The organism is Mycobacterium neglectum (genome assembly GCF_002591975.1).
Taxonomy (GTDB): domain Bacteria; phylum Actinomycetota; class Actinomycetes; order Mycobacteriales; family Mycobacteriaceae; genus Mycobacterium; species Mycobacterium neglectum.
On sequence record NZ_NVQE01000002.1, the window covers coordinates 55702 to 74329 of the forward strand.

Annotated in this window: 18 protein-coding genes; 8 read left to right on the plus strand and 10 right to left on the minus strand. The window is 67.3% G+C overall.

Annotation, left to right across the window (positions count from 1 at the left end; translation table 11 throughout):
* The first annotated feature begins 52 nt into the window (after positions 1–52).
* Complete coding sequence (locus CSQ99_RS02225; protein ID WP_245908645.1) at positions 53–871, plus strand: helix-turn-helix domain-containing protein; 819 nt, start codon at positions 53–55, stop codon at positions 869–871.
* Positions 872–881: 10 nt separating this feature from the next.
* A complete protein-coding gene (locus CSQ99_RS02230) occupies positions 882–1283 on the plus strand; it encodes a VOC family protein (RefSeq protein ID WP_099037418.1) in 402 nt (133 codons plus the stop codon).
* Positions 1284–1513: 230 nt separating this feature from the next.
* On the opposite strand, the gene CSQ99_RS02235 is transcribed toward CSQ99_RS02230, so the two are convergent.
* A complete protein-coding gene (locus CSQ99_RS02235; protein ID WP_099037419.1) occupies positions 1514–2971 on the minus strand; it encodes a flavin-containing monooxygenase in 1458 nt (485 codons plus the stop codon).
* A gap of 227 nt (positions 2972–3198) precedes the next feature.
* Here CSQ99_RS02235 and cobG point away from each other — a divergent pair, with 227 nt between their 5' ends.
* The 4 genes from cobG to CSQ99_RS02255 are packed head-to-tail and all read left to right on the plus strand — an operon-like array spanning position 3199 to position 7535.
* Positions 3199–4347 carry a precorrin-3B synthase gene (cobG, locus tag CSQ99_RS02240; RefSeq protein ID WP_099037420.1) on the plus strand — a complete coding sequence of 383 codons (1149 nt, stop codon included), beginning with the start codon at positions 3199–3201 and terminating at the stop codon, positions 4345–4347.
* A gap of 9 nt (positions 4348–4356) precedes the next feature.
* The gene (locus CSQ99_RS02245; RefSeq protein WP_099037421.1) at positions 4357–4983 is read left to right on the plus strand and encodes a precorrin-8X methylmutase; all 627 of its coding nucleotides are present in this window, start codon (positions 4357–4359) and stop codon (positions 4981–4983) included.
* Positions 4980–6455 carry a precorrin-2 C(20)-methyltransferase gene (locus tag CSQ99_RS02250; protein WP_099037422.1) on the plus strand — a complete coding sequence of 492 codons (1476 nt, stop codon included), beginning with the start codon at positions 4980–4982 and terminating at the stop codon, positions 6453–6455. Before CSQ99_RS02245 ends, CSQ99_RS02250 begins: the two co-directional genes overlap by 4 nt.
* Positions 6456–6467: 12 nt before the next feature.
* Entirely contained in the window at positions 6468–7535 is a 1068-nt protein-coding gene (locus CSQ99_RS02255; protein WP_099037423.1) for a phosphotransferase family protein, read from the plus strand.
* Here CSQ99_RS02255 and CSQ99_RS02260 read toward each other — a convergent pair.
* From CSQ99_RS02260 to CSQ99_RS02275, 4 genes are read right to left on the minus strand one after another with little or no spacing between them, the layout of a single operon-like run.
* Positions 7513–8244, minus strand: a complete 732-nt coding sequence (locus CSQ99_RS02260; protein ID WP_099037424.1) for a cobalt-precorrin-6A reductase — start codon at positions 8242–8244, stop codon at positions 7513–7515. The two genes, CSQ99_RS02255 and CSQ99_RS02260, sit on opposite strands and share 23 nt — an antisense overlap.
* The gene (cobM, locus tag CSQ99_RS02265) at positions 8244–8999 is read right to left on the minus strand and encodes a precorrin-4 C(11)-methyltransferase (protein WP_099037603.1); all 756 of its coding nucleotides are present in this window, start codon (positions 8997–8999) and stop codon (positions 8244–8246) included. The genes CSQ99_RS02260 and cobM overlap by 1 nt, the downstream gene beginning before the upstream one ends.
* Positions 8996–10174 carry a precorrin-6y C5,15-methyltransferase (decarboxylating) subunit CbiE gene (cbiE, locus tag CSQ99_RS02270; protein ID WP_099037604.1) on the minus strand — a complete coding sequence of 393 codons (1179 nt, stop codon included), beginning with the start codon at positions 10172–10174 and terminating at the stop codon, positions 8996–8998. Before cbiE ends, cobM begins: the two co-directional genes overlap by 4 nt.
* Positions 10175–10200: 26 nt before the next feature.
* On the minus strand, positions 10201–10953 hold the full coding sequence (locus tag CSQ99_RS02275; protein WP_099037425.1) for an SDR family NAD(P)-dependent oxidoreductase: 753 nt from the start codon (positions 10951–10953) through the stop codon (positions 10201–10203).
* 34 nt (positions 10954–10987) lie between these two features.
* On the opposite strand from CSQ99_RS02275, the gene CSQ99_RS02280 reads away from it, so the two are divergent.
* Positions 10988–11413 carry a F420-dependent biliverdin reductase gene (locus CSQ99_RS02280; protein ID WP_099037426.1) on the plus strand — a complete coding sequence of 142 codons (426 nt, stop codon included), beginning with the start codon at positions 10988–10990 and terminating at the stop codon, positions 11411–11413.
* Here CSQ99_RS02280 and CSQ99_RS02285 read toward each other — a convergent pair.
* Complete coding sequence (locus CSQ99_RS02285; RefSeq protein WP_099037427.1) at positions 11410–12585, minus strand: M24 family metallopeptidase; 1176 nt, start codon at positions 12583–12585, stop codon at positions 11410–11412. The two genes, CSQ99_RS02280 and CSQ99_RS02285, sit on opposite strands and share 4 nt — an antisense overlap.
* A gap of 10 nt (positions 12586–12595) precedes the next feature.
* Positions 12596–12991 (minus strand): VOC family protein, encoded by a 396-nt coding sequence (locus tag CSQ99_RS02290; RefSeq protein WP_099037428.1) that lies wholly within the window; start codon positions 12989–12991, stop codon positions 12596–12598.
* Between the two features lie 23 nt (positions 12992–13014).
* Here CSQ99_RS02290 and CSQ99_RS02295 point away from each other — a divergent pair, with 23 nt between their 5' ends.
* Positions 13015–13986: a 5'-3' exonuclease gene (locus CSQ99_RS02295; RefSeq protein WP_099037429.1), complete on the plus strand. Its 972-nt coding sequence runs from the start codon at positions 13015–13017 to the stop codon at positions 13984–13986.
* On the opposite strand, the gene CSQ99_RS02300 is transcribed toward CSQ99_RS02295, so the two are convergent.
* From CSQ99_RS02300 to tatC, 3 genes are read right to left on the minus strand one after another with little or no spacing between them, the layout of a single operon-like run.
* Complete coding sequence (locus CSQ99_RS02300) at positions 13987–14835, minus strand: DUF4333 domain-containing protein (RefSeq protein ID WP_099037430.1); 849 nt, start codon at positions 14833–14835, stop codon at positions 13987–13989.
* Positions 14836–14870: 35 nt separating this feature from the next.
* Entirely contained in the window at positions 14871–17654 is a 2784-nt protein-coding gene (locus CSQ99_RS02305) for a DEAD/DEAH box helicase (protein WP_099037431.1), read from the minus strand.
* Entirely contained in the window at positions 17638–18588 is a 951-nt protein-coding gene (gene tatC, locus CSQ99_RS02310; protein ID WP_099037432.1) for a twin-arginine translocase subunit TatC, read from the minus strand. Before tatC ends, CSQ99_RS02305 begins: the two co-directional genes overlap by 17 nt.
* Positions 18589–18628: the final 40 nt, after the last annotated feature.

The window sequence follows — 18628 nt, forward strand, 5'->3', positions numbered from 1 at the left end:
ACTACCCCACGCGCTCGACCGGATGCCGACTAGCGTGAACAGGGTGAGCACGATGTTCACGGCCGGCACACCTCATCCGTCGCTGCGCGGCGTGGTGCTGCGCTATGAGGGCTACGCGGAGCGAGCTGCCGGCCCCGTCACATTCCGCGAACTGCCGTGCACATTCGTGCCGATCATCATCGACCTCGACTCGGGGTGGACCGTGGCGCATCGTGAGCACACACGGACCGCACCGCTCCGGCTCGACTCTTTCGTCGCGGGCATCACCGACGGGCCGGTCCTGGTCGGCCACGGCGGGTCGGCTCGTTGTCTGCAGGTCGACCTGACGCCCATGGGCGCCCGCCGGCTGGTCGGTATGCCGATGAGCGAGTTGGCCAACCGGACGGTGCCCATCGACGACGTGTTCGGCCGGTTCGGTCGAGAACTCGTGCAGCGCGTCGGCGATGCTCCGGACTGGTCTGCGCGATTCGCGTTGGTGGACGCCGCGATCCGGGCCAGGCTTACCGACACCGCCCCCGTCGACTCGGGAGTGGAGTGGTCGCTGCGCCGCATCACCGCAAGTGGCGGCGCGGCGACGATTTCAGACATGGCCACCGAACTCGGTTGGAGCCACCGGCGACTGATCGCGCGTTATCGCGATGCCGTCGGACTGCCGCCGAAGCTTGTCTCGCGGATTGTTCGGTTCGAGCGCCTCGCAGCATTGGTCGCGAGCGACCCGGCCACCGACTGGGCCGGGGCAGCGCTCACGTGCGGGTACTTCGATCAGGCCCACCTGGCCCGCGAGGTGCGGGAGTTGGCCGACATCACTCCGACCGAACTGCGGGCGCTGACCGTAAATTCCGTCCAAGACGCGGCGACCACGTCGGCCTAGCGTCGGCGCTATGACCGAAACACTCACTTCGAACGGGGCCGTGCCGATCGTCCCCTTCACCGACCCGCGCGCGGGGATCAGTTGGCTCGAGCGGACGTTCGGCGCCGTCGCGACATTGGTGGTTCCTCCGGAGTCCGACCAACCGCTCATGCACGCCGAGGTGAAGGTCGGTAATGGGCTGGTGATGATCGACGACGCGGACCGCACGGATAGCCCGTTCGCGCTACCGGGGCCGGTCGTGCTCTATGTGGTGGTCGACGACCCCGATGGGTTGCACGACCGGGCGGCCGCGGGTGGAGCTGAGATCGTCATGGGGTTGACCGACCAGGATTACGGCTCACGCGAGTTCGCCGCACGCGACCCGCACGGCAACGTGTGGTGCTTCGGGACCTACCGGCCGGGGCAGGGCTAGCGCCGGTTCCAGCGGTCATAGGTGCTCTGTGAATACGGCAGCAGCCCGAGGGCACCGATAAGGACGACCAACACAGCGCCGAAAACGATGAATTCGAACATCGTCGTTCCTTTCTGACATCGCTTACTACACACGCGTGTAGTTACCTGGAACGTACGACGACACGCACCAGAAGTGAGCAACTTGTGTGGCACGGATCACTGGAACCAATAGTGTGTCGGTCGTCACATTCAGGCAGTTCGAACGTCGAAATGAGAGATGTCCGGAGTGGCCAGAAGCTCGCGGTGGCGAGCCGGCCGCCACGGGAAGAGCTCGGGCAAACCGTCCTTGCCCAGGTACCAGCTCTTGCATCCGGTCATCCAAATCGTCTGCCGCAGAGCAGATTTCATCTGCTCATTGTAATCCTTGGTTGCCGTATCGGTGGGCGACGCAGCGATGATGTCGCCGTTGCGGATCTTGTTGATCCACCACATCGCGTAATCGGCCTGGTTCTCGGCGATGAGGACCAGTGACTGATTGCCGATCGGCGAGTGCGGACCCATGAGCATGAACAGGTTCGGGAAACCCGGAACCGCGATCGAACGGTAAGCGTGCGGACCGTCCTCCCAGACGTCGTCGAGCGTCACACCGTTGTCGTTGACGATGCCCATCGGGCGCACGTAGGCGCGGGCGTCGAACCCCGTGGCCAACACCAACAGGTCGAGTTCATGGAGCACGCCGTCGGATGTCACGACACCTCGCGGTTCGACGTGGTCGATCGCCTCGGTGACGAGATGCACACCCGGCTTCTGGATGGACCGGTAGTAATGGCCGGCCAGGATAAGCCGCTTGCACATCGCGTGATAGTTGGGAGTGAGCTTGCGGCGCATCGCGGGGTCGCGTACCGACAGTCGCAGATTGAGCCGGCACAACAGAGCCATCAGCCGCCTGTTCAGCCCCGCCTCGACAGCCGCACGACCCAGCGTGTTCTCGATATAGGTCTGCCAGAAGCGATATCCCAGGTTGTTGAGGACCGGCCAGCGCGCGAGCGCCGCCTTGGTCAACGCCCGGTAGCGAAGGTTGGGCGTTGGATAAACCCACTGGGGTGAGCGCTGGAAGATCGTCAGTCCGCGGACCTTCCCGCCGAGTTCAGCGGTGATCTGTACACCCGTAGAACCTGTGCCTATCAATCCGATCTGCTTGTTGTGCAACGAAATCGAATGATCCCAGCGGGCTGAGTGGAACGTCGGCCCGGCGAATGTGTCGAGCCCATCGATCTCCGGGTAGCGGGGAACCCGAAGCACGCCGGTCGCCGTGATCAAGACATCGAAGGCTTCTTCGCCCTCTGACGTGCCCACCCACCAACGCCCGTCCTCGAATCGTGCGGAGGTGACTTCGGCACCGAATCTGATATGCGGTGTGACGCCGCGCTCGTCGGCGACCTGTCGAAAGTAACGATGGATCTCCGAACCCGGCGACATGAACCGCGACCAATGGGGGTTGGGCCGGAACGAGTACGAGTAGAAGCGTGACGGAACATCGCAACTCAACCCCGGATAGGTGTTGTCGCGCCAGGTCCCGCCGACATCGTCGGCGGACTCGTAGATCACGAAGTCGTCGATGTCTGCGTCCTGCAGTTTTACCGCCATACAGATGCCGGACATGCCGGCACCGACGATCGCCACGTTCAGCTTGCGCGTCTGCGTCACCGGGACCCCCTAGTGCGACTGGCCGCACAGTACGCCCGGCCGGCGCGAGCGATTGACGGTTTCGACAACTTGTTACAGCCGGGCTTCACGCGTGGCAGTGCCACTGCCGCCGCAGTGCTGAACAGCAGCTGCTGCTCGTCGAGCAGAAAGCACATGCGTAGCCGACCACCTCGATCGGTGTTAATCCGGCGGCAACTCCGGCGGCAACTCCGGCGTACCGTGAACTGATGGCCAGGATCCGCGACCAGGACGCCTGCCCAGGTGCGCTGCAGGTGCATCAGGCCGCCGACGGGGCACTGGCCCGCGTGCGTCTTCCTGGCGGGATGATCTCCGCGCAGCAACTCGAGGCCGTGGCACTCGCGGCGACTCGGTGGGCCTCTCCTGCAATGGAACTGACGTCGCGCGGCAACATCCAGATCCGCGCGGTGACCGACACTGCTGCGGTCGCTGACGCACTGGCGTCCACGGGCCTGCTGCCTTCGGACTCGCACGAGCGCGTGCGCAACATCGTCGCCTCGCCGCTGTCGGGCCGGGTGGGCTCGGCCGCCGACGTTCGCGGACTGGTCACCGAACTGGACCACGCGATCCAGGCGCGGCCCGCGCTGGCCGGGCTACCGGGCAGGTTTCTGTTCGGCCTCGACGACGGGCGGGGCGATGTCAGCGGACTGGCGCCCGACGCCGGGATCCACCTGGTCGGCGACGATTCGGCGGCGCTACTGCTGGCGGGCCGGGATACCGGCGTACGGCTGTCGATACCGGACGCGGTGGGATCGCTGGTGACAGTGGCGGGCCGGTTCGCTGATAGCCGCGGAACATGCTGGCGCATCGGCGAGCTCGGCGACACCGAACAACTGCTGGCGGGCTTCGCGGTGACAACGCAGCCGGGTGCGACGTGGCCACCGGTGAGCAGGCCGCCGGTGGGCTGGATCGAACAGAACGACGGCCGGGTGGCCCTGGGCGCCGCGGTTCCGCTTGGCGTGCTGGACGCCCGCGTCGCCGAATACCTCGCGGCGATCAACGCGCCGATGGTCATGACGCCGTGGCGTTCCGTGCTCGTCTTCGACCTCGAAGAAGAGGTCGCCGATGTCGCGCTGCGGGTGCTGGCGCCGATGGGTCTGGTCTTCGACGAGAATTCACCCTGGCTGTCGATCAGCGCGTGCACCGGTAGCCCGGGCTGTGAACACTCCCTGGCCGACGTCCGGTCCGACGCCGCGGCGGCAGTGGCGGAATGTCGCCGGCCCAGCGGCTCCGGCGAGGCGCCCGCAGCCGGTCGTCGGCACTTCGTCGGCTGCGAGCGCGCATGCGGTAGTCCCCCGGCCGGTGACGTGCTGGTCGCGAGCGAAGACGGATATCGGCCGCGAAACACCCACCCGTAGGGTGAGCGGGTGCTCGACTACATCCGCGACGCCGCCGAGATATACCGGCAGTCGTTCGCGACGATCCGCGCCGAAGCGGACCTGTCGCGGTTTCCCGATGACGTCGCGCGCGTCGTGGTCCGGCTGATCCACACCTGCGGGCAGGTCGACGTCGCCGACCACGTCGCCTACAGCGAAGACGTGGTCGCGAAGACCCACGCCGCGCTCGTCGCCGGTGCCCCGGTGCTGTGCGATTCGTCGATGGTGGCCGCGGGGATCACCAAGTCTCGGTTGCCCGCGGCCAACGAGGTCGTTTCACTCGTAGCCGACGAGCGGGCGCCCGCGTTGGCCGACCGACTCGGCACCACGCGATCAGCGGCTGGGGTGCAGTTGTGGGCCGACCGGCTCGCCGGCGCGGTGGTCGCCATCGGCAATGCGCCGACCGCGCTGTTCCGGTTGCTGGAACTCGTCGACGAAGGTGCACCCGCCCCCGCCGCGGTGCTGGGCGGGCCGGTGGGGTTCGTCGGCTCCGCGCAGTCCAAGCAGGAGTTGATCGAGCGGCCCCGCGGAATGTCGTATCTGGTGGTTACGGGCCGACGCGGCGGGAGCGCGATAGCCGCTGCAGCCGTGAACTCGATTGCGCAAGAACGCGAATGACAGCGAAGAGGGGAACGCTCTGGGGCGTCGGCCTTGGACCGGGTGATCCGGAGCTGGTGACGGTCAAGGCGGCCCGGGTCATCGGAGCAGCCGATGTCGTGGCGTACCACAGCGCGCGGCACGGTAAGAGCATCGCGCGCGGCATCGCCGAGCCGTATCTGCGCACGGGCCAGATCGAGGAACACCTGATCTATCCGCTCACCGTCGAGACCACCGACCACCCCGGTGGCTACACCGGCGCGATGGAGGACTTCTACCGCGAATCCGCCGACCGGATCGCCGTTCATCTCGACGCGGGCCGCGACGTCGCCCTGCTGGCGGAGGGCGATCCGCTGTTCTACAGCTCATACATGCACATGCACACCCGGCTCACCGAACGGTTCGACGCGGTGATCGTTCCCGGCGTCACATCGGTGAGTGCCGCATCGGCGGCAACCGGCACTCCGCTCGTCCAGGGCGACGAGGTGTTGACGATACTTCCTGGGACCCTCCCGGCCGACGAACTCAAGCGCAGGCTGGCCGACACCGACGCCGCGGTGGTCCTCAAGCTCGGACGCTCCTATCCCGCTGTGCGCGAAGCGCTTTCGGCGTCCGGCCGTCTCGGCGAGACCTTCTACGTGGAGCGCGCGAGCACCCAGGCGCAGCGGGTGCTGGCCGCCGCCGACGTCGACGAGACATCGGTGCCGTACTTCTCGTTGGCGATGCTGCCTGGAACACCGCGGCGCAAGGCGGAGGACGGCAGCGTCGCCGTGGTCGGATTGGGCCCCGGCGACACCGACTGGATGACACCGCAGAGCCGCCGTGAGCTGGCGTCGGCCACCGACCTCATCGGCTACGGCCCCTACCTCGACCGTGTCTGCACCCGTGATGGTCAGCAGCGCCATCCCAGCGACAACACCGACGAGCCCGCCCGCGCGCGCTTGGCGTGCACGCTGGCAGAGCAGGGTCGCGCCGTCGCCGTGGTGTCTTCCGGTGACCCGGGGGTTTTCGCGATGGCGACGGCGGTGCTCGAGGAGGCCAAGCAGTGGCCGGGGGTGGCGGTACGCGTCATTCCGGCGATGACCGCCGCGCAGGCGGTTGCCAGCCGGGTCGGCGCACCGTTGGGCCACGACTACGCCGTCGTCTCGCTGTCCGACCGGCTCAAGCCGTGGGAGGTGATCGCGGCGCGATTGTCCGCCGCCGCGACGGCGGACCTGGTGCTGGCCATCTACAACCCCGCTTCCAAGGGGAGAACCTGGCAGGTCGGGGCGATGCGGGACCTGCTGCTCGAACATCGCGACCCCGGCACGCCCGTGGTGATCGGCCGGGACGTCTCGGGTCCGGCCGAGCACGTGAAGGTGGTGCGGTTGGCCGACCTCGATCCGGCCGATGTCGACATGCGCACCCTGCTGATCGTCGGATCGTCACAAACCCAGTGGTATTCGAGCGACACCGGGGACACCGTGTTCACGCCCCGGCGTTACCCCACCTAGGATCGGACGACCATGGGCATTCCACACGGACCCGAAGATGTAACGGCGGCATGGCTCGGTTCGGTGCTGGACGCCGACGTGCGCGAGGTCGAGGTCACCGCGATCGGTACCGGCCAGACCGGTGCGACGTATCGGGTGTCCGCGACGTATGGGACTCCGCAGGCCGGGCTGCCTGATTCGTTCGCGGTCAAGCTGTCGGCCCAAGATGACGCGGTCCGCGAACGCGTCGCGCTCGGCTACCGCTCGGAAGTCGAGTTCTACTCGCAGATCGCCCCCAGCATGCGCATCCCCGTCCCGCAGAGCTTCCACAGCGACATCTCCGCCGACGGCGCCGATGTCGTGCTGCTGCTGGGCGATATGGCGCCGGCGGTACAGGGTGACCAGATCGCCGGGTGCACCGAAAAGGAGGCCGCGCTGGCGGTGGAAGCGCTGGCGGGTCTGCACGGCCCCAGCTGGTGTGACGCGCAGTGGATGGATCTGGCCGCCATCGCCATGCCGAAACCCGGTGACGACGACGCCGCCAAGGGCCTCGGCGACATCTCGAAGATGGCCGCCGACATCGTGATCGACAGGCTTGGCGAGCGCATCAGCGGTGCGGATCAAGAGACCCTGATCGCCTCAATGGCATCGGTGACCCCGTGGCTGAAGGCCGAGCCGAAGCGGTTCGCGCTGATGCACGGCGACTACCGGCTCGACAACATGTTGTTCGACCCTGACCGCACGCGCATCACCGTCGTCGATTGGCAGACGGTGGGAATCGGTCTGCCCGGGCGCGACCTCGCCTACTTCACCGGGACCAGCCTCGAACCGGATTTGCGCTCAGCGGTCGAACGCGACCTGGTCAGGCGCTATCACCAAGCGCTGTTGGGTTACGGCATCACGGATTATGACGCCGATACCTGCTGGCAGGATTACCGCCTCGGCGCCGTTCAGGTGCCGCTGCTGGTCGCGCTCGGCACCGCGTTCGCGTCGACCACTGACCGCGGTGACGACATGATGCTGGCCATGCTCAGCCGTGGCTGCCAGGCGATCCGTGAACTGGACACGCTCGAACTGATCAACTCCTACCAGCAGACCTGACCCACAACGCAGCATCGTCGACCGTGGCCACGGTCTGGACACCCTCGGGCAACGGTGGTCGGTCGACCATGATCACCGGAATACCCAGTGCGGCCGCGGCGTCGAGCTTGGGGCGGGTCATCGCTCCCCCGCTGTTCTTCGTCACCAGCGCGTCGATGCGGTGTTCACGCAGAATGGCCAGCTCGTAGTCGTAGTGGTACGGGCCACGCGACAACAGGATCTCGTGCCGCAGGGGTAGGTCGTGCGGTTCGGGTTCCGCCACCGCACGGATCAAGAACCAGGCGTCGGCATCCTTGAACGCCGCGGCTCCGGAGCGTCCTGTCGTCAGAAATACCCGTGAGAATCGCTTCTCGGCAACGGTATTCGCGGCCTCCGTGTCAGAGGCAACTACGAGGGCGTCGCCGGGTGGCCAGGCGGGCCGGACCAGCGCCAGATAAGGCACGTCGAGCTCGCGGCACACCATGGCCGCGTTCGCCGTGATCGTCGCCGCGAACGGGTGGGTGGCGTCGACGACCGCGTCGACGACCGCTTCGCGCAACCAGTCCCGCAGTCCGTCGGCCCCGCCGAACCCGCCGATCCGAACCTGACCCACCGGCAGCGCAGGATCGGGCACCCGGCCTGCCAACGAACTGATGGCCTCGACATCCGGATGCAACTGTGCGGCGAGCGCGCGTGCCTCCGCGGTGCCCCCCAGCAACAGGATCCGCATCAGTGCCGTTCGGAACGGGTTCGCCCCGCGGAATAGAGATAGCTGTCCATGAAGCCCTCGGCAGCGAGCACGTCGCCGACGAAGATGACCGCAGTGCGGGTGATGTCGGCAGCGTGCATCTGTTCAGCCAGATCGGCGAGCACACACCGGAGCACCTGTTGTTGCGGCCACGTCGCGAACGCCACCACGGCACAGGGCGTTTCGGGCCGGCACCCGCCACTGAGCAGTTGCGGAACGATCGTGTCGATCTGCGCGGCGGCGAGGTGCAGCACCAACGTGCCGCCAGTGGCCGACAGCGTCGCGAGGTCCTCGCCGGGCGGCATCGCGGTCGAGAGCGTCGCCACTCGGGTCAGGGTGACGGTCTGTGCCACCCCCGGGGCGGTGAGCTCGCGGCCCAATACCGCTGCGGCCGCGGCGAAAGCCGGTACTCCGGGCACCATTTCGTAGTCGATGCCGAGAACGTCGAGGCGACGGCACTGCTCGGCAACCGCGCTGTAGATCGACGGGTCCCCCGAATGCAGCCGCGCAACATCGTGACCTCCGGAATGCGCATCGGCGATCTCGGTGATGATCGCGTCCAATGTCAATGGGCCGGTGTCGATAACCCGTGCGCCGGACGGGCACAACGCGAGCAGGTCCTCCGGCATGATCGAGCCGGCGTACAGGCAGACCGGGCACCGACGCAGGAGTCGATGGCCGCGCACGGTGATCAGGTCGGCCGCGCCCGGCCCGGCGCCGATGAAGTAGACCGTCATCGCTTCGTCACCGACCACTGCGTCACGGGCATCGCGGGCCGCCAACCCGTGAAGCCGCCCAGCGGCTCGCCCCGTTGATAATCAAAACGGCAAAGCGCACCGCCATATCGTGAATACCACTGAGCAACAAGAGCTTCCGACTCGACAGTCACCGTATTGGCAACCAAGCGTCCGCCCACGCTGAGCTTGTCGTAGCACGCCTCGAGCAGGCCCGGCCGGGTCAGCCCGCCGCCGACGAAGATGGCGTCGGGCGCCGGGACGAATTCGAACGCCTCGGGAGCGCCGAAGTGCACCTCGACCCGCGCACCGAAGGCGACCGCGTTCTGCGTGATGCGCTTGCGCCGCCCTTCGTCACGCTCGAACGCCACGGCATGGCATCCGGGCCCGCTGCGGCACCACTCGATCGCGATGCTGCCTGAGCCGGCCCCGACGTCCCACAGCAGCTCGCCCGGTCGCGGCGCCAGGGCGGCGAGCGTGAGCGCGCGCACCGGCTGTTTGGTGATCTGCCCGTCGTGGGCGAACGCCTCGTCGGGCAGGATCGCGAACCGGCGCTCGTCTGGCAGGTACCGCACGGCGATCACGTTCAGATCGTCCACATCGCCGGGCGGCCGGGCGGCCCACTCGTGCGCGGTGGCCGAACGACGCCGCTCTGCCGGCCCGCCGAGCTGCTCGAGCACCGTGATCTCCGAATCGCCGCGGCCGGTGTCGGTGAGCATGAGAGCCAACGCTGCCGGGCTGGTGGCGTCGCGCGACATCACGACCGCCTGCCCACCCCGCCGCACGGCGGTATGCGGTTCGTTCGTCACGAGGCTGATGATCTCGGTGTCCTGCACGGCCCAGCCGACCCGCGAACATGCCAGCGTCACCGACGACACGTGAGGCAGCACGACGACGTGCTGCGCGCCGTACAGCCGGATCAGGGAGCTGCCGACGCCGTGGCACAGCGGATCGCCACTGGCCACGACATGCACGTCGCCGTCCGACCCCTCCAGCAGTGTGCGCAGCGCGGGCAGCATCGGCGTCGGCCACGCGCGCCGCTGGGCGCTGAGGCTGTCGTCGAGCAGATCCAGTTGGCGCCGCGAACCGTAAATGACTGTGGCGTTGAGTAATTCGGCGCGTGATGCCTGTGCGAGCCCGGCCATACCGTCGGCGCCGATCCCGACGACGATGATCATCGGCTCTCGGATCTTCGCGCGAGCGCTCATCTCGGCATCCTTCGCCAGACGAACTGCGGCAGCATGCGCATCGTCGAGAACACCGGCCCCAGCACCTTCGGCACCCACACGCTCCGGCGGCCTTTCGACAACGCCAGCACCGTAGCGGTGGCCACCTGCGACGGGGTGCTGGAGAACGGCGCGGGCGACATACCTTCGGTCATCCGCCCGATGACGAACCCCGGTCGCACCAGCAGCAGTCGGACGTCGGATCCGTGCAGCGCGTCGGCCAGTCCGCTGCAGAACCCGTCGAGGCCTGCCTTGGCCGAACCGTAGACGTAATTGGCCCGCCGCACCCTGGCGCCGGCGACCGAGGAGAACACGACGATGCGACCCGATCCGGCGGCCTGCATCGCGGTGGTCAGCACCGTCAGCAGGCTGGCCTGCGCGACGAAGTCGGTGTGCAGGATGGCGGCGGCATGTGCGGGGTCCGTCTCGGCGCGGGCCTGGTCGCCGAGAATTCCGAATGCGAGCACCGCGGTGCCGACCGGGCCGAAGTCGGCGACGATGGAGTCGACAAGTGGGCGATGGGAGTCCAGCGCATCGGCGTCGAATTCACGCACGGCCACCGCGGCGGCGCCGGCCGCCCGCACAGCTGCGACCTGCGAATCGAGATCGCCGCAGCGGCGAGCGGCCAACAGCACGGTTGCGCCGGGCGCCAGTCGCTTCGCCACCTCGATTCCGATCTCGCTGCGGCCACCGAAGATCACGACCAACTCCGTGTCCGTCGTGTCTTTCATGGTTGCGATTATCGCCTGCGCTAAGTTGGGGCCGATGGCACAGTCCAGTCGTCGGGCAACAACCCGACTCACCAACGACGCGATCGCGTTCCTCACGGAGCGGCATCTGGCGATGCTGACCACGCTGCGGTCGGACAATACGCCGCATGTGGTGGCTGTCGGTTTCACCTTCGACCCCAAGACACACATCGCCCGGGTCATCACCTCGGGTGGCTCTCAGAAGGCCATCAACGCCGAGAACCAGGGCGTCGCGGTGCTGAGCCAGGTCGACGGCGCGCGGTGGTTGTCTTTGGAGGGCAAGACCGTGGTCAACCCCGACGCCGACGCGGTGCGCGACGCTGAACTGCGCTACGCCCAGCGATACCGGACGCCACGGCCGAATCCCAAGCGCGTGGTGATCGAGGTCCGCGTCGAGCGGGTGCTCGGATCCTCGGACCTGCTGGACCGCGGGGCAGACTAACCAGTAGCTGCTGGGCCCGCGGGCACCACGACGAGTTCATGTGGGCGGTTGTTCACCGGCAATGCGCCGTCGGCGGTGACGATCACGATGTCCTCGATCCGGGCGCCCCACTTGCCGGGAAAGTAGATGCCGGGCTCGATGGAGAACGCCATGCCCTCCTCGAGTGTCAGATCGTTGCCCGCGACGATGTAGGGCTCCTCGTGCACGGACAACCCGATGCCGTGGCCGGTGCGGTGCACGAAGGCCTCAGCCAGCCCTTCGGCGGCCAGCATGTCGCGGGCGGTGGCGTCGATCTGTTGCGCCGTGACCCCGGGCCGCACGGCGTCGACCGCCGCCTGCTGCGCGCGCTGCAGTATCGCGTAGCGCCGCGCCACCTCGGGGTCGGGCTCGCCGATGCTGTACGTCCGGGTGGAGTCGGAGTTGTAGCCGGGCTCGTAAGGGCCACCGATGTCGACGACGACGATGTCGCCGGCTCGCAATTCACGGTCGGAGCACTCGTGGTGCGGGTCGGCGCCGTGCGGCCCCGAGCCGACGATGATGAACGCGACCTCCGAATGTCCTTCGGCGACAATTGCTTGAGCGATGTCAGCGGCCACGTCGGCCTCGGTACGGCCGGGCACCAGGAACTCGGGCACGCGCGCGTGGACGCGGTCGATCGCCGCGCCGGCCTTGCGCAGTGAGTCGATCTCGGCGGGGTCCTTGATCATTCGCAGCCGGCGCAGCACATCGGTGGCGAGCACCGGAACGACCCCGAGGATCTCGGCCAGCGGGAGTAGGTGCAGCGCGGGCATCGCGTCGGTGACTGCCGTTGCGACGGCGGGCCGTCCAGATGATCCAGCTGGGGTGCCACCGAGTGCTTCGGCCACCAACCGGTACGGATCGTCGCCGTCCACCCAGTCCCGCACCGCCAACGGCAGTTCGGTCACCGCTGATTCCTTCAGAGACGCCAGTTCCAGCCGCGGCACCACCACGGTCGGTTCGCCGGATGCGGGCAGCACCAGAGCGGTCAACCGCTCGAATGTCTGCGCACGCGAGCCGACCAGGTACCGCAGGTCGTAACCCGGTGTGATGACCAGACCCGCCAGGCCGGCGTCGCCCGCCGCGGTGGCGGCCGCCCGCAGGCGTTGCGCGTAGACGTCGGTGTCGAATCTCGCGGGGTTGCTGACGGCCATGCTTTTCAGGCTAATCGGGCGCCCGATAGCTGGCGACCTCGATCAGGTTGCCGTCGGGATCTCGGCAGTAGTGCGACGTCATCGGGCCCTGCGCGCCGGTCTTTGTGACCGGGCCCTCGGTGATCGGCACACCACATGCGCGCAGATGCGCGCCGACATCCTGCGGATTCGTTTCGGCGATGAAGCACAGATCCAGCGAACCGGGCGCGTCCAGGACACCGGTTGCCCAGTTGGGCGCGCCAGTTGGCCGCACGTTGATCTTCTGATCACCGAACACCAACGCAATCCGGCCCTCGCCGAAAACCTCGCGCCTCATCCCGAGCACCCGCACGTACCAGTCGACGGTCTGCTCGACGTCGCGGCAGTTGAGCACCACATGGTCGATTCGGTCGACGGCGAAGGTCATACCTCACGCTAACCTCAGAAACTGTGTCCGGACCCCTGTTACTTCTCGACGGCGCCAGCATGTGGTTTCGCTCGTACTTCGGTGTGCCCTCGTCGATCACGGCACCCGACGGGCGGCCGGTCAATGCGCTGCGCGGATTTCTGGACGCCGTCGCGACGGTGATCACCCGTGAGCGACCTAGCCGCCTTGTGGTGTGCCGCGACGACGACTGGCGTCCGCAGTGGCGGGTGGACCTGATCCCGTCGTACAAGGCGCATCGGGTGGTCGAGGAGAACCCCGGTGACGAGCCCGACGTCGAGGAAGTCCCCGATGAGCTGACACCGCAGGTCGACATGATCATGGAGATCCTGGACGCGTTCGGTATCGCGACGGCAGGTGCGCCGGAATGTGAGGCCGACGACATCCTCGGCGCGCTGGCCTTCCGCGAGACGCATGACCCGGTCGTCGTGGTCAGCGGTGATCGCGACCTATTGCAGCTGGTGCGTGACGAGCCCGTCTCGGTCCGGGTGCTCTATCTGGGCCGCGGCCTGGCGAAGGCGACCAAGTGGGGCCCTCAGGAGGTGGCCGAGACGTACGGGGTGCCCGTCGACCGCGCGGGTCCCGCCTACGCCGAACTCGCTCTGCTGCGCGGCGATCCGTCTGACGGGCTGCCTGGCGTTCCAGGGGTCGGCGAGAAGACCGCTGCGACGCTGCTGGCGCAGCACGGCTCGCTGGACGACATTCTGGCGGCGGCTCGCGATCCGAAAGCCAAGATGTCCAAGGCGTATCGGACCAAACTCCTTGCCGCGACCGACTACGTCGAGAAGGCAGGTCCGGTGGTGCGGGTGGCAAGCAACCTGGCCCCCGACGCCACACTCGACTGGTCGACGGCGTCGGACCTGTTGCCGCTGGCCGCCGACCACCCACGCAAGGTCGTCAAACTCGCCGAACAGTACGGTGTGACGTCGTCGATCGGCCGCCTACAGAAGGCCTTGGACGACCTGCCGAACCGCTAGTTACTTGGGCCGGCCGACCTCGTAGGTGCCGCTGTCGTCCTGGAACGTCACCGTCACCTGACGCTTGGTGCCGTCGATGCTGACCTCACAGTCGAAGGTGCCGCCTTTCTCGACTGTGGGGTTCTGCCCGTCGTTGCACTTGATGTTCGAGACGTTCTGCGCCCCGTAACCGTTGGCCTCGTCGGTGAGCACCCGCTGCACGCCGGTCTGCGCCGCATCGATGTCGAGCTTGGTGGTGACGAAGAAGCCGGGCTTCCAGAAGCCCATGACGAGCACGACGGCCACGATGACCGCTGCCAACAGGCCGACCACACCGCCGATCACCGCGAGTGAGCGCTTGGAGCCCTCCTCGGCGCCCGGGGCGCCCGGCGCGCCGTACTGGCCCGGCTGGCCGTATTGCCCTGCCTGCGGGGGGTATTGACCCGGCTGGCCGTACTGGCCTGGCTGCTGACCGTACTGGCCTGGCTGGCCCGGCTGGCCGTACTGCGTTGCGTACTGACTGGATGGGTCGTAGCCGGGCTGTCCGTATTGACCCTGCTGCGGGTACGCCTGTGGGTTGTACTCGGTGGGCTGTTGATACTCCGGTGGCGGCTGATAGGCAGGCTGTTGCGGGTACTGGGGGTATTGCTGCTGTTGGGCTGGGTCGTAAGCCGGTGGCTGCTGCTGTTGCGTTGCGTCGTACGCCGGTGGCTGCCACTGCGGCGCGGCCGTGGTGGGCTCGCTGCTCGCAGGCTGTGAAGGCCACGGCTGATTGGCCGCGGGATCGCTCGACGGCTGCTCAGCCGGCTGGTCCGGCTGTTGGCCGCCGGTCCAATGCTGCGTCGGGTCCGATCCCTGCGGTCCGCTCATTTCACTCCTTGATCGAGGCTCTGCTTGCGCACACCCTACCCCGCATCAACAGCTACGACGCCCCGCCGAACATCGTTTATCGCGCGTTTCGCGGTAGCCCGCAGCGCGGGGTCGGGCGCTGCGTTTCGGACTTGGTCGAGCAGGTCAAGAACTTGTCGGCACCAGCGTACGAAATCGCCTGCCGACAATGGGGAGCCGGTGCCCGCGGCGTCCGAGGCGGCAAGTGCCGTCGTGAGGTCGCCGGTGGCGGCCCAGCGATGGATCGCCGGAACGAATCCTTCGTCGGGCTCACGGCTGTGACTGATCCGATGACGCTGTTCGTCGGCCCGAAGTTCACTCGACAGTCTGCGTGTCTGATTCAGCGCGCGTCGCAACTTGCCTGTCGGGATGTCGACACCGCCGGGGGCGGTCGGAGTGTCGCCGCGCGTTTCGTACAGCACCGCCGACAGCACTGCGGCCAACTCCGGTGCGTCCAGGCTCTCCCAAATGCCGCTGCGCAGCGCCTCGGCGACCAGCAGGTCGCTCTCGCTGTATATCCGTGCCAGCAGACGACCGTCGTCGGTGACTTTCGGGTCGCCGCCATTATCGCCTGCGGCGATGAATCCGCGTTCGGTCAGCAGGACCACGATTCGGTCGAACGTGCGGGCCAGCGAGTTCGTCGCCGCAGCGACCTTCTGCCGGATCTGTTCGTTGTCACGTTCGATGCGCAGATACCGCTCGGCAAGCCGCGCCTTCTCCTCGCGGTCGGGCAGGTTGTGCGCCGGGTGCCTGCGAACCTGCTCGCGCAGCGACGCCAATTCGGGATCGACGTCGCGTTCGGCGGGTTCTCCGCTGCGCTTGCGCTTCGACGATCCGACGTCGAGTCCGGCGGCCGCCGACAGCAGCGCCGAGGCGAGATCGCGCCGCGCGCGCGGATTGCGGTGTTCGACCCGCTTGGGTAGCGACATGGATCCGAGCGGTGCGGACGCCCCCGAGTAGTCCGCCGACGAAATTCGGCCTGCCCAACGGTGCTCGGTCAACACCAGCGGCCGCGGATCATCGCTGTCGCGGGCCGGTTCCAGGACCACGGCCAGTCCCCCGCGCCTGCCCTGGGTGATGGTGATGATGTCGCCGCGGCGCAGCGACTCGAGCGCGTCGTTGGCGGCCCTGCGCCGCTGCAGCCGCGACGCTCTGGACTGAGCTCGCTCGCGTTCCGAGATCTGCAGCCGCAGCCGCACGTAATCCAGTATCGGAATCTCGCCGTCGTCCCGGACCCGCTCGCCGTCGGTAAGTTCGGCAGCGATCTCCTCGAGCATCTTCTCGCCGCGCTCGATGCCCCGCACCAAACCCACCACCGAGCGGTCCGCCTGGTACTGCGCGAACGAACTCTCCAACAGCTTGTGCGCCTGCGCAGGCCCCATCTGGTGCACGAGGTTGATGGTCATGTTGTACGAGGGCGCAAAGGAACTGCGCAGCGGGAACGTACGCGTGGAGGCGAGTCCGGCGACTTCGGCCGGGTCCACGTCGGGGGTCCACAACACCACCGCGTGACCCTCCACGTCGATGCCTCTACGCCCCGCGCGGCCGGTCAGCTGGGTGTACTCCCCCGGGGTCAACGGCATGTGCTGTTCGCCGTTGAACTTCACCAGGCGCTCGAGCACCACCGTCCTCGCCGGCATGTTGATCCCCAAAGCCAGTGTCTCCGTGGCGAATACAGCCTTCACCAGACCCGCGACGAACAGTTCCTCGACGGTGTGGCGGAACACCGGCAACATGCCGGCGTGGTGGGCCGCCAGTCCACGCAGGAGCCCTTCGCGCCATTCGTGGTAGTCGAGGATGATCAGGTCGGCTTCGGGCAGGTCGGCGCATCGGCGATCGATCACCTCGGCGATGCGGGCGCGTTCGGAGTTGGTGGTGAGACGCAGCGACGACCGCAGACACTGTTTCACCGCGGCGTCGCAGCCGACCCGCGAGAAGATGAAGGTGATCGCGGGCAGGAGCTCCTCACGCTCCAGGGTGCCGATCACGTCGGGCCGGGTCGGACCCCGGTAGATGCTCGGGCGACCCCGGTTGCGCCCGCGGCCACGCGGCTGCCAGTCGGCGAGGCGATCCGCTTCGAGGCGGTGTGAGATGTGGCGCAACAACTCTGGATCGACAAGTAGTTCGCGCCCGGATTTCCGCGCCCCCGTCGCGCGGTAATCGAACAGGTCGAACACCCGCTTGCCCACCATGACGTGCTGCCACAACGGCACGGGACGGTGTTCGTCGACCACCACCGTGGTGTCACCGCGCACCGTCTGGATCCAGCCGCCGAACTCTTCGGCGTTGCTCACGGTCGCCGACAGGCTCACCAACAGCACGTCGTCGGGAAGGTGCAGGATCACCTCCTCCCACACCGCGCCGCGCATCCGGTCGGCCAGGAAATGGACCTCGTCCATCACGACGTGCGAAAGCCCCTGCAAGGTAGGCGAATTCGCGTAGAGCATGTTGCGCAGTACTTCGGTGGTCATCACCACGATGTCGGCGTTGCCATTTATCGACTGATCGCCGGTGAGCAGGCCGATCTTCTCCGGGCCGTATCGGCGTACCAGGTCGTTGTGCTTCTGGTTACTCAACGCCTTGATTGGTGTGGTGTAGAAGCACTTCCGGCCCGCTGCCAGGGCCAGGTGCACGGCGAACTCCCCCACCACCGTCTTCCCCGCGCCTGTCGGTGCGCAGACCAGGACGCCGTGTCCGTTCTCCAGCGCCTCGCACGCGGTCCGCTGGAAGGCATCGAGACGGAATGGCAGCTGCTCGGTGAAGCCGCCCAGTTGGTGGCCGCCGCTAGGTGGCGTCGTCATCGACCACGAGCCGTCCCGACGTCGCCACAGCGGTCGGCGCGTCGATCTGCTCGACACCGCCGATGGGTGCCGCCTCCTCGTCGGGGACCTCTTCAAGGGCGTCACGACGGGCCTTGCGCCTGTCGTGAATGCGAGCGATCTGGATCGCGAACTCGAGCAACACCGTCAGGGCCATTGCCAGCGCGATCATCGAGAACGGATCCGAGCCGGGCGTGAAGAACGCGGCGAACACGAAAAGCCCGAAGATCAGGCCGCGGCGCCATGCCTTTAGTCGCTCATAGGGCAGGATTCCGACGAAGTTCAACATGACGATCAGTAGCGGGAATTCGAAGCTGAAGCCGAACACCAGCAGCAGATTGATCAGGAACCCGAAGTACTGGTCACCGGACAACGCGGTCACCTGTACATCGCTGCCGACGGTCAGCAGGAACCCTAGTGCCGTCGACAGCACCACATACGCCAGAATCGCGCCGGCGATGAAGAGCACCGCGCCGACGACCACGAACGCGATGGCGAAGCGCCGTTCCTTCTTGTACAGGCCGGGGGTGATGAACGCCCACAGGTGATACAGCCAGACGGGGCAGGCCATCACGATGCCCGCGGTCAGGGAGACCTTCAGACGGAGCATGAACTGGTCGAACGGCGCAGTGGCGAGCAGACGGCACCCGCCGTCGGGTGTGATGCTGGCCCGTGAGGACTCCGGTAGTGCGCAGTAGGGTCCCCGCAGCCAGTCGCCAAGGCTGGGCAGTCCGAAGACACCGTGGCTGTACCAGAGGAAACCGAGGATGGTCGTCAGCACGATCGCGCCTGCGGCGAGCAGCAGCCGTGTCCGCAGTTCGTGGAGATGCTCGACCAGTGACATGGTGCCGTCGGGGTTGACCTGCGAACGACGCCGACGAGGGTCGAGCTTCTTGAAGATTCCGGGGGTCTGCACGGCGATGCCTATGACGCGGCGTTACGCCGCGCTCGGTGGG

Excerpts from the sequence above, each read along its gene's own strand:
- CSQ99_RS02285 (WP_099037427.1), bottom strand. The coding sequence starts at position 12,585 with ATGGCCGTCAGCAACCCCGCGAGATTCGACACCGACGTCTACGCGCAA.
- CSQ99_RS02250 (WP_099037422.1), top strand. The coding sequence starts at position 4,980 with ATGACAGCGAAGAGGGGAACGCTCTGGGGCGTCGGCCTTGGACCGGGT.
- cbiE (WP_099037604.1), bottom strand. The coding sequence starts at position 10,174 with ATGATCATCGTCGTCGGGATCGGCGCCGACGGTATGGCCGGGCTCGCA.
- CSQ99_RS02260 (WP_099037424.1), bottom strand. The coding sequence starts at position 8,244 with ATGCGGATCCTGTTGCTGGGGGGCACCGCGGAGGCACGCGCGCTCGCC.
- CSQ99_RS02305 (WP_099037431.1), bottom strand. The coding sequence starts at position 17,654 with ATGACGACGCCACCTAGCGGCGGCCACCAACTGGGCGGCTTCACCGAG.
- cobM (WP_099037603.1), bottom strand. The coding sequence starts at position 8,999 with ATGACGGTCTACTTCATCGGCGCCGGGCCGGGCGCGGCCGACCTGATC.
- cobG (WP_099037420.1), top strand. The coding sequence starts at position 3,199 with ATGGCCAGGATCCGCGACCAGGACGCCTGCCCAGGTGCGCTGCAGGTG.
- CSQ99_RS02300 (WP_099037430.1), bottom strand. The coding sequence starts at position 14,835 with ATGAGCGGACCGCAGGGATCGGACCCGACGCAGCATTGGACCGGCGGC.
- CSQ99_RS02280 (WP_099037426.1), top strand. The coding sequence starts at position 10,988 with ATGGCACAGTCCAGTCGTCGGGCAACAACCCGACTCACCAACGACGCG.
- CSQ99_RS02225 (WP_245908645.1), top strand. The coding sequence starts at position 53 with ATGTTCACGGCCGGCACACCTCATCCGTCGCTGCGCGGCGTGGTGCTG.
- CSQ99_RS02255 (WP_099037423.1), top strand. The coding sequence starts at position 6,468 with ATGGGCATTCCACACGGACCCGAAGATGTAACGGCGGCATGGCTCGGT.
- CSQ99_RS02275 (WP_099037425.1), bottom strand. The coding sequence starts at position 10,953 with ATGAAAGACACGACGGACACGGAGTTGGTCGTGATCTTCGGTGGCCGC.
- CSQ99_RS02290 (WP_099037428.1), bottom strand. The coding sequence starts at position 12,991 with ATGACCTTCGCCGTCGACCGAATCGACCATGTGGTGCTCAACTGCCGC.
- CSQ99_RS02230 (WP_099037418.1), top strand. The coding sequence starts at position 882 with ATGACCGAAACACTCACTTCGAACGGGGCCGTGCCGATCGTCCCCTTC.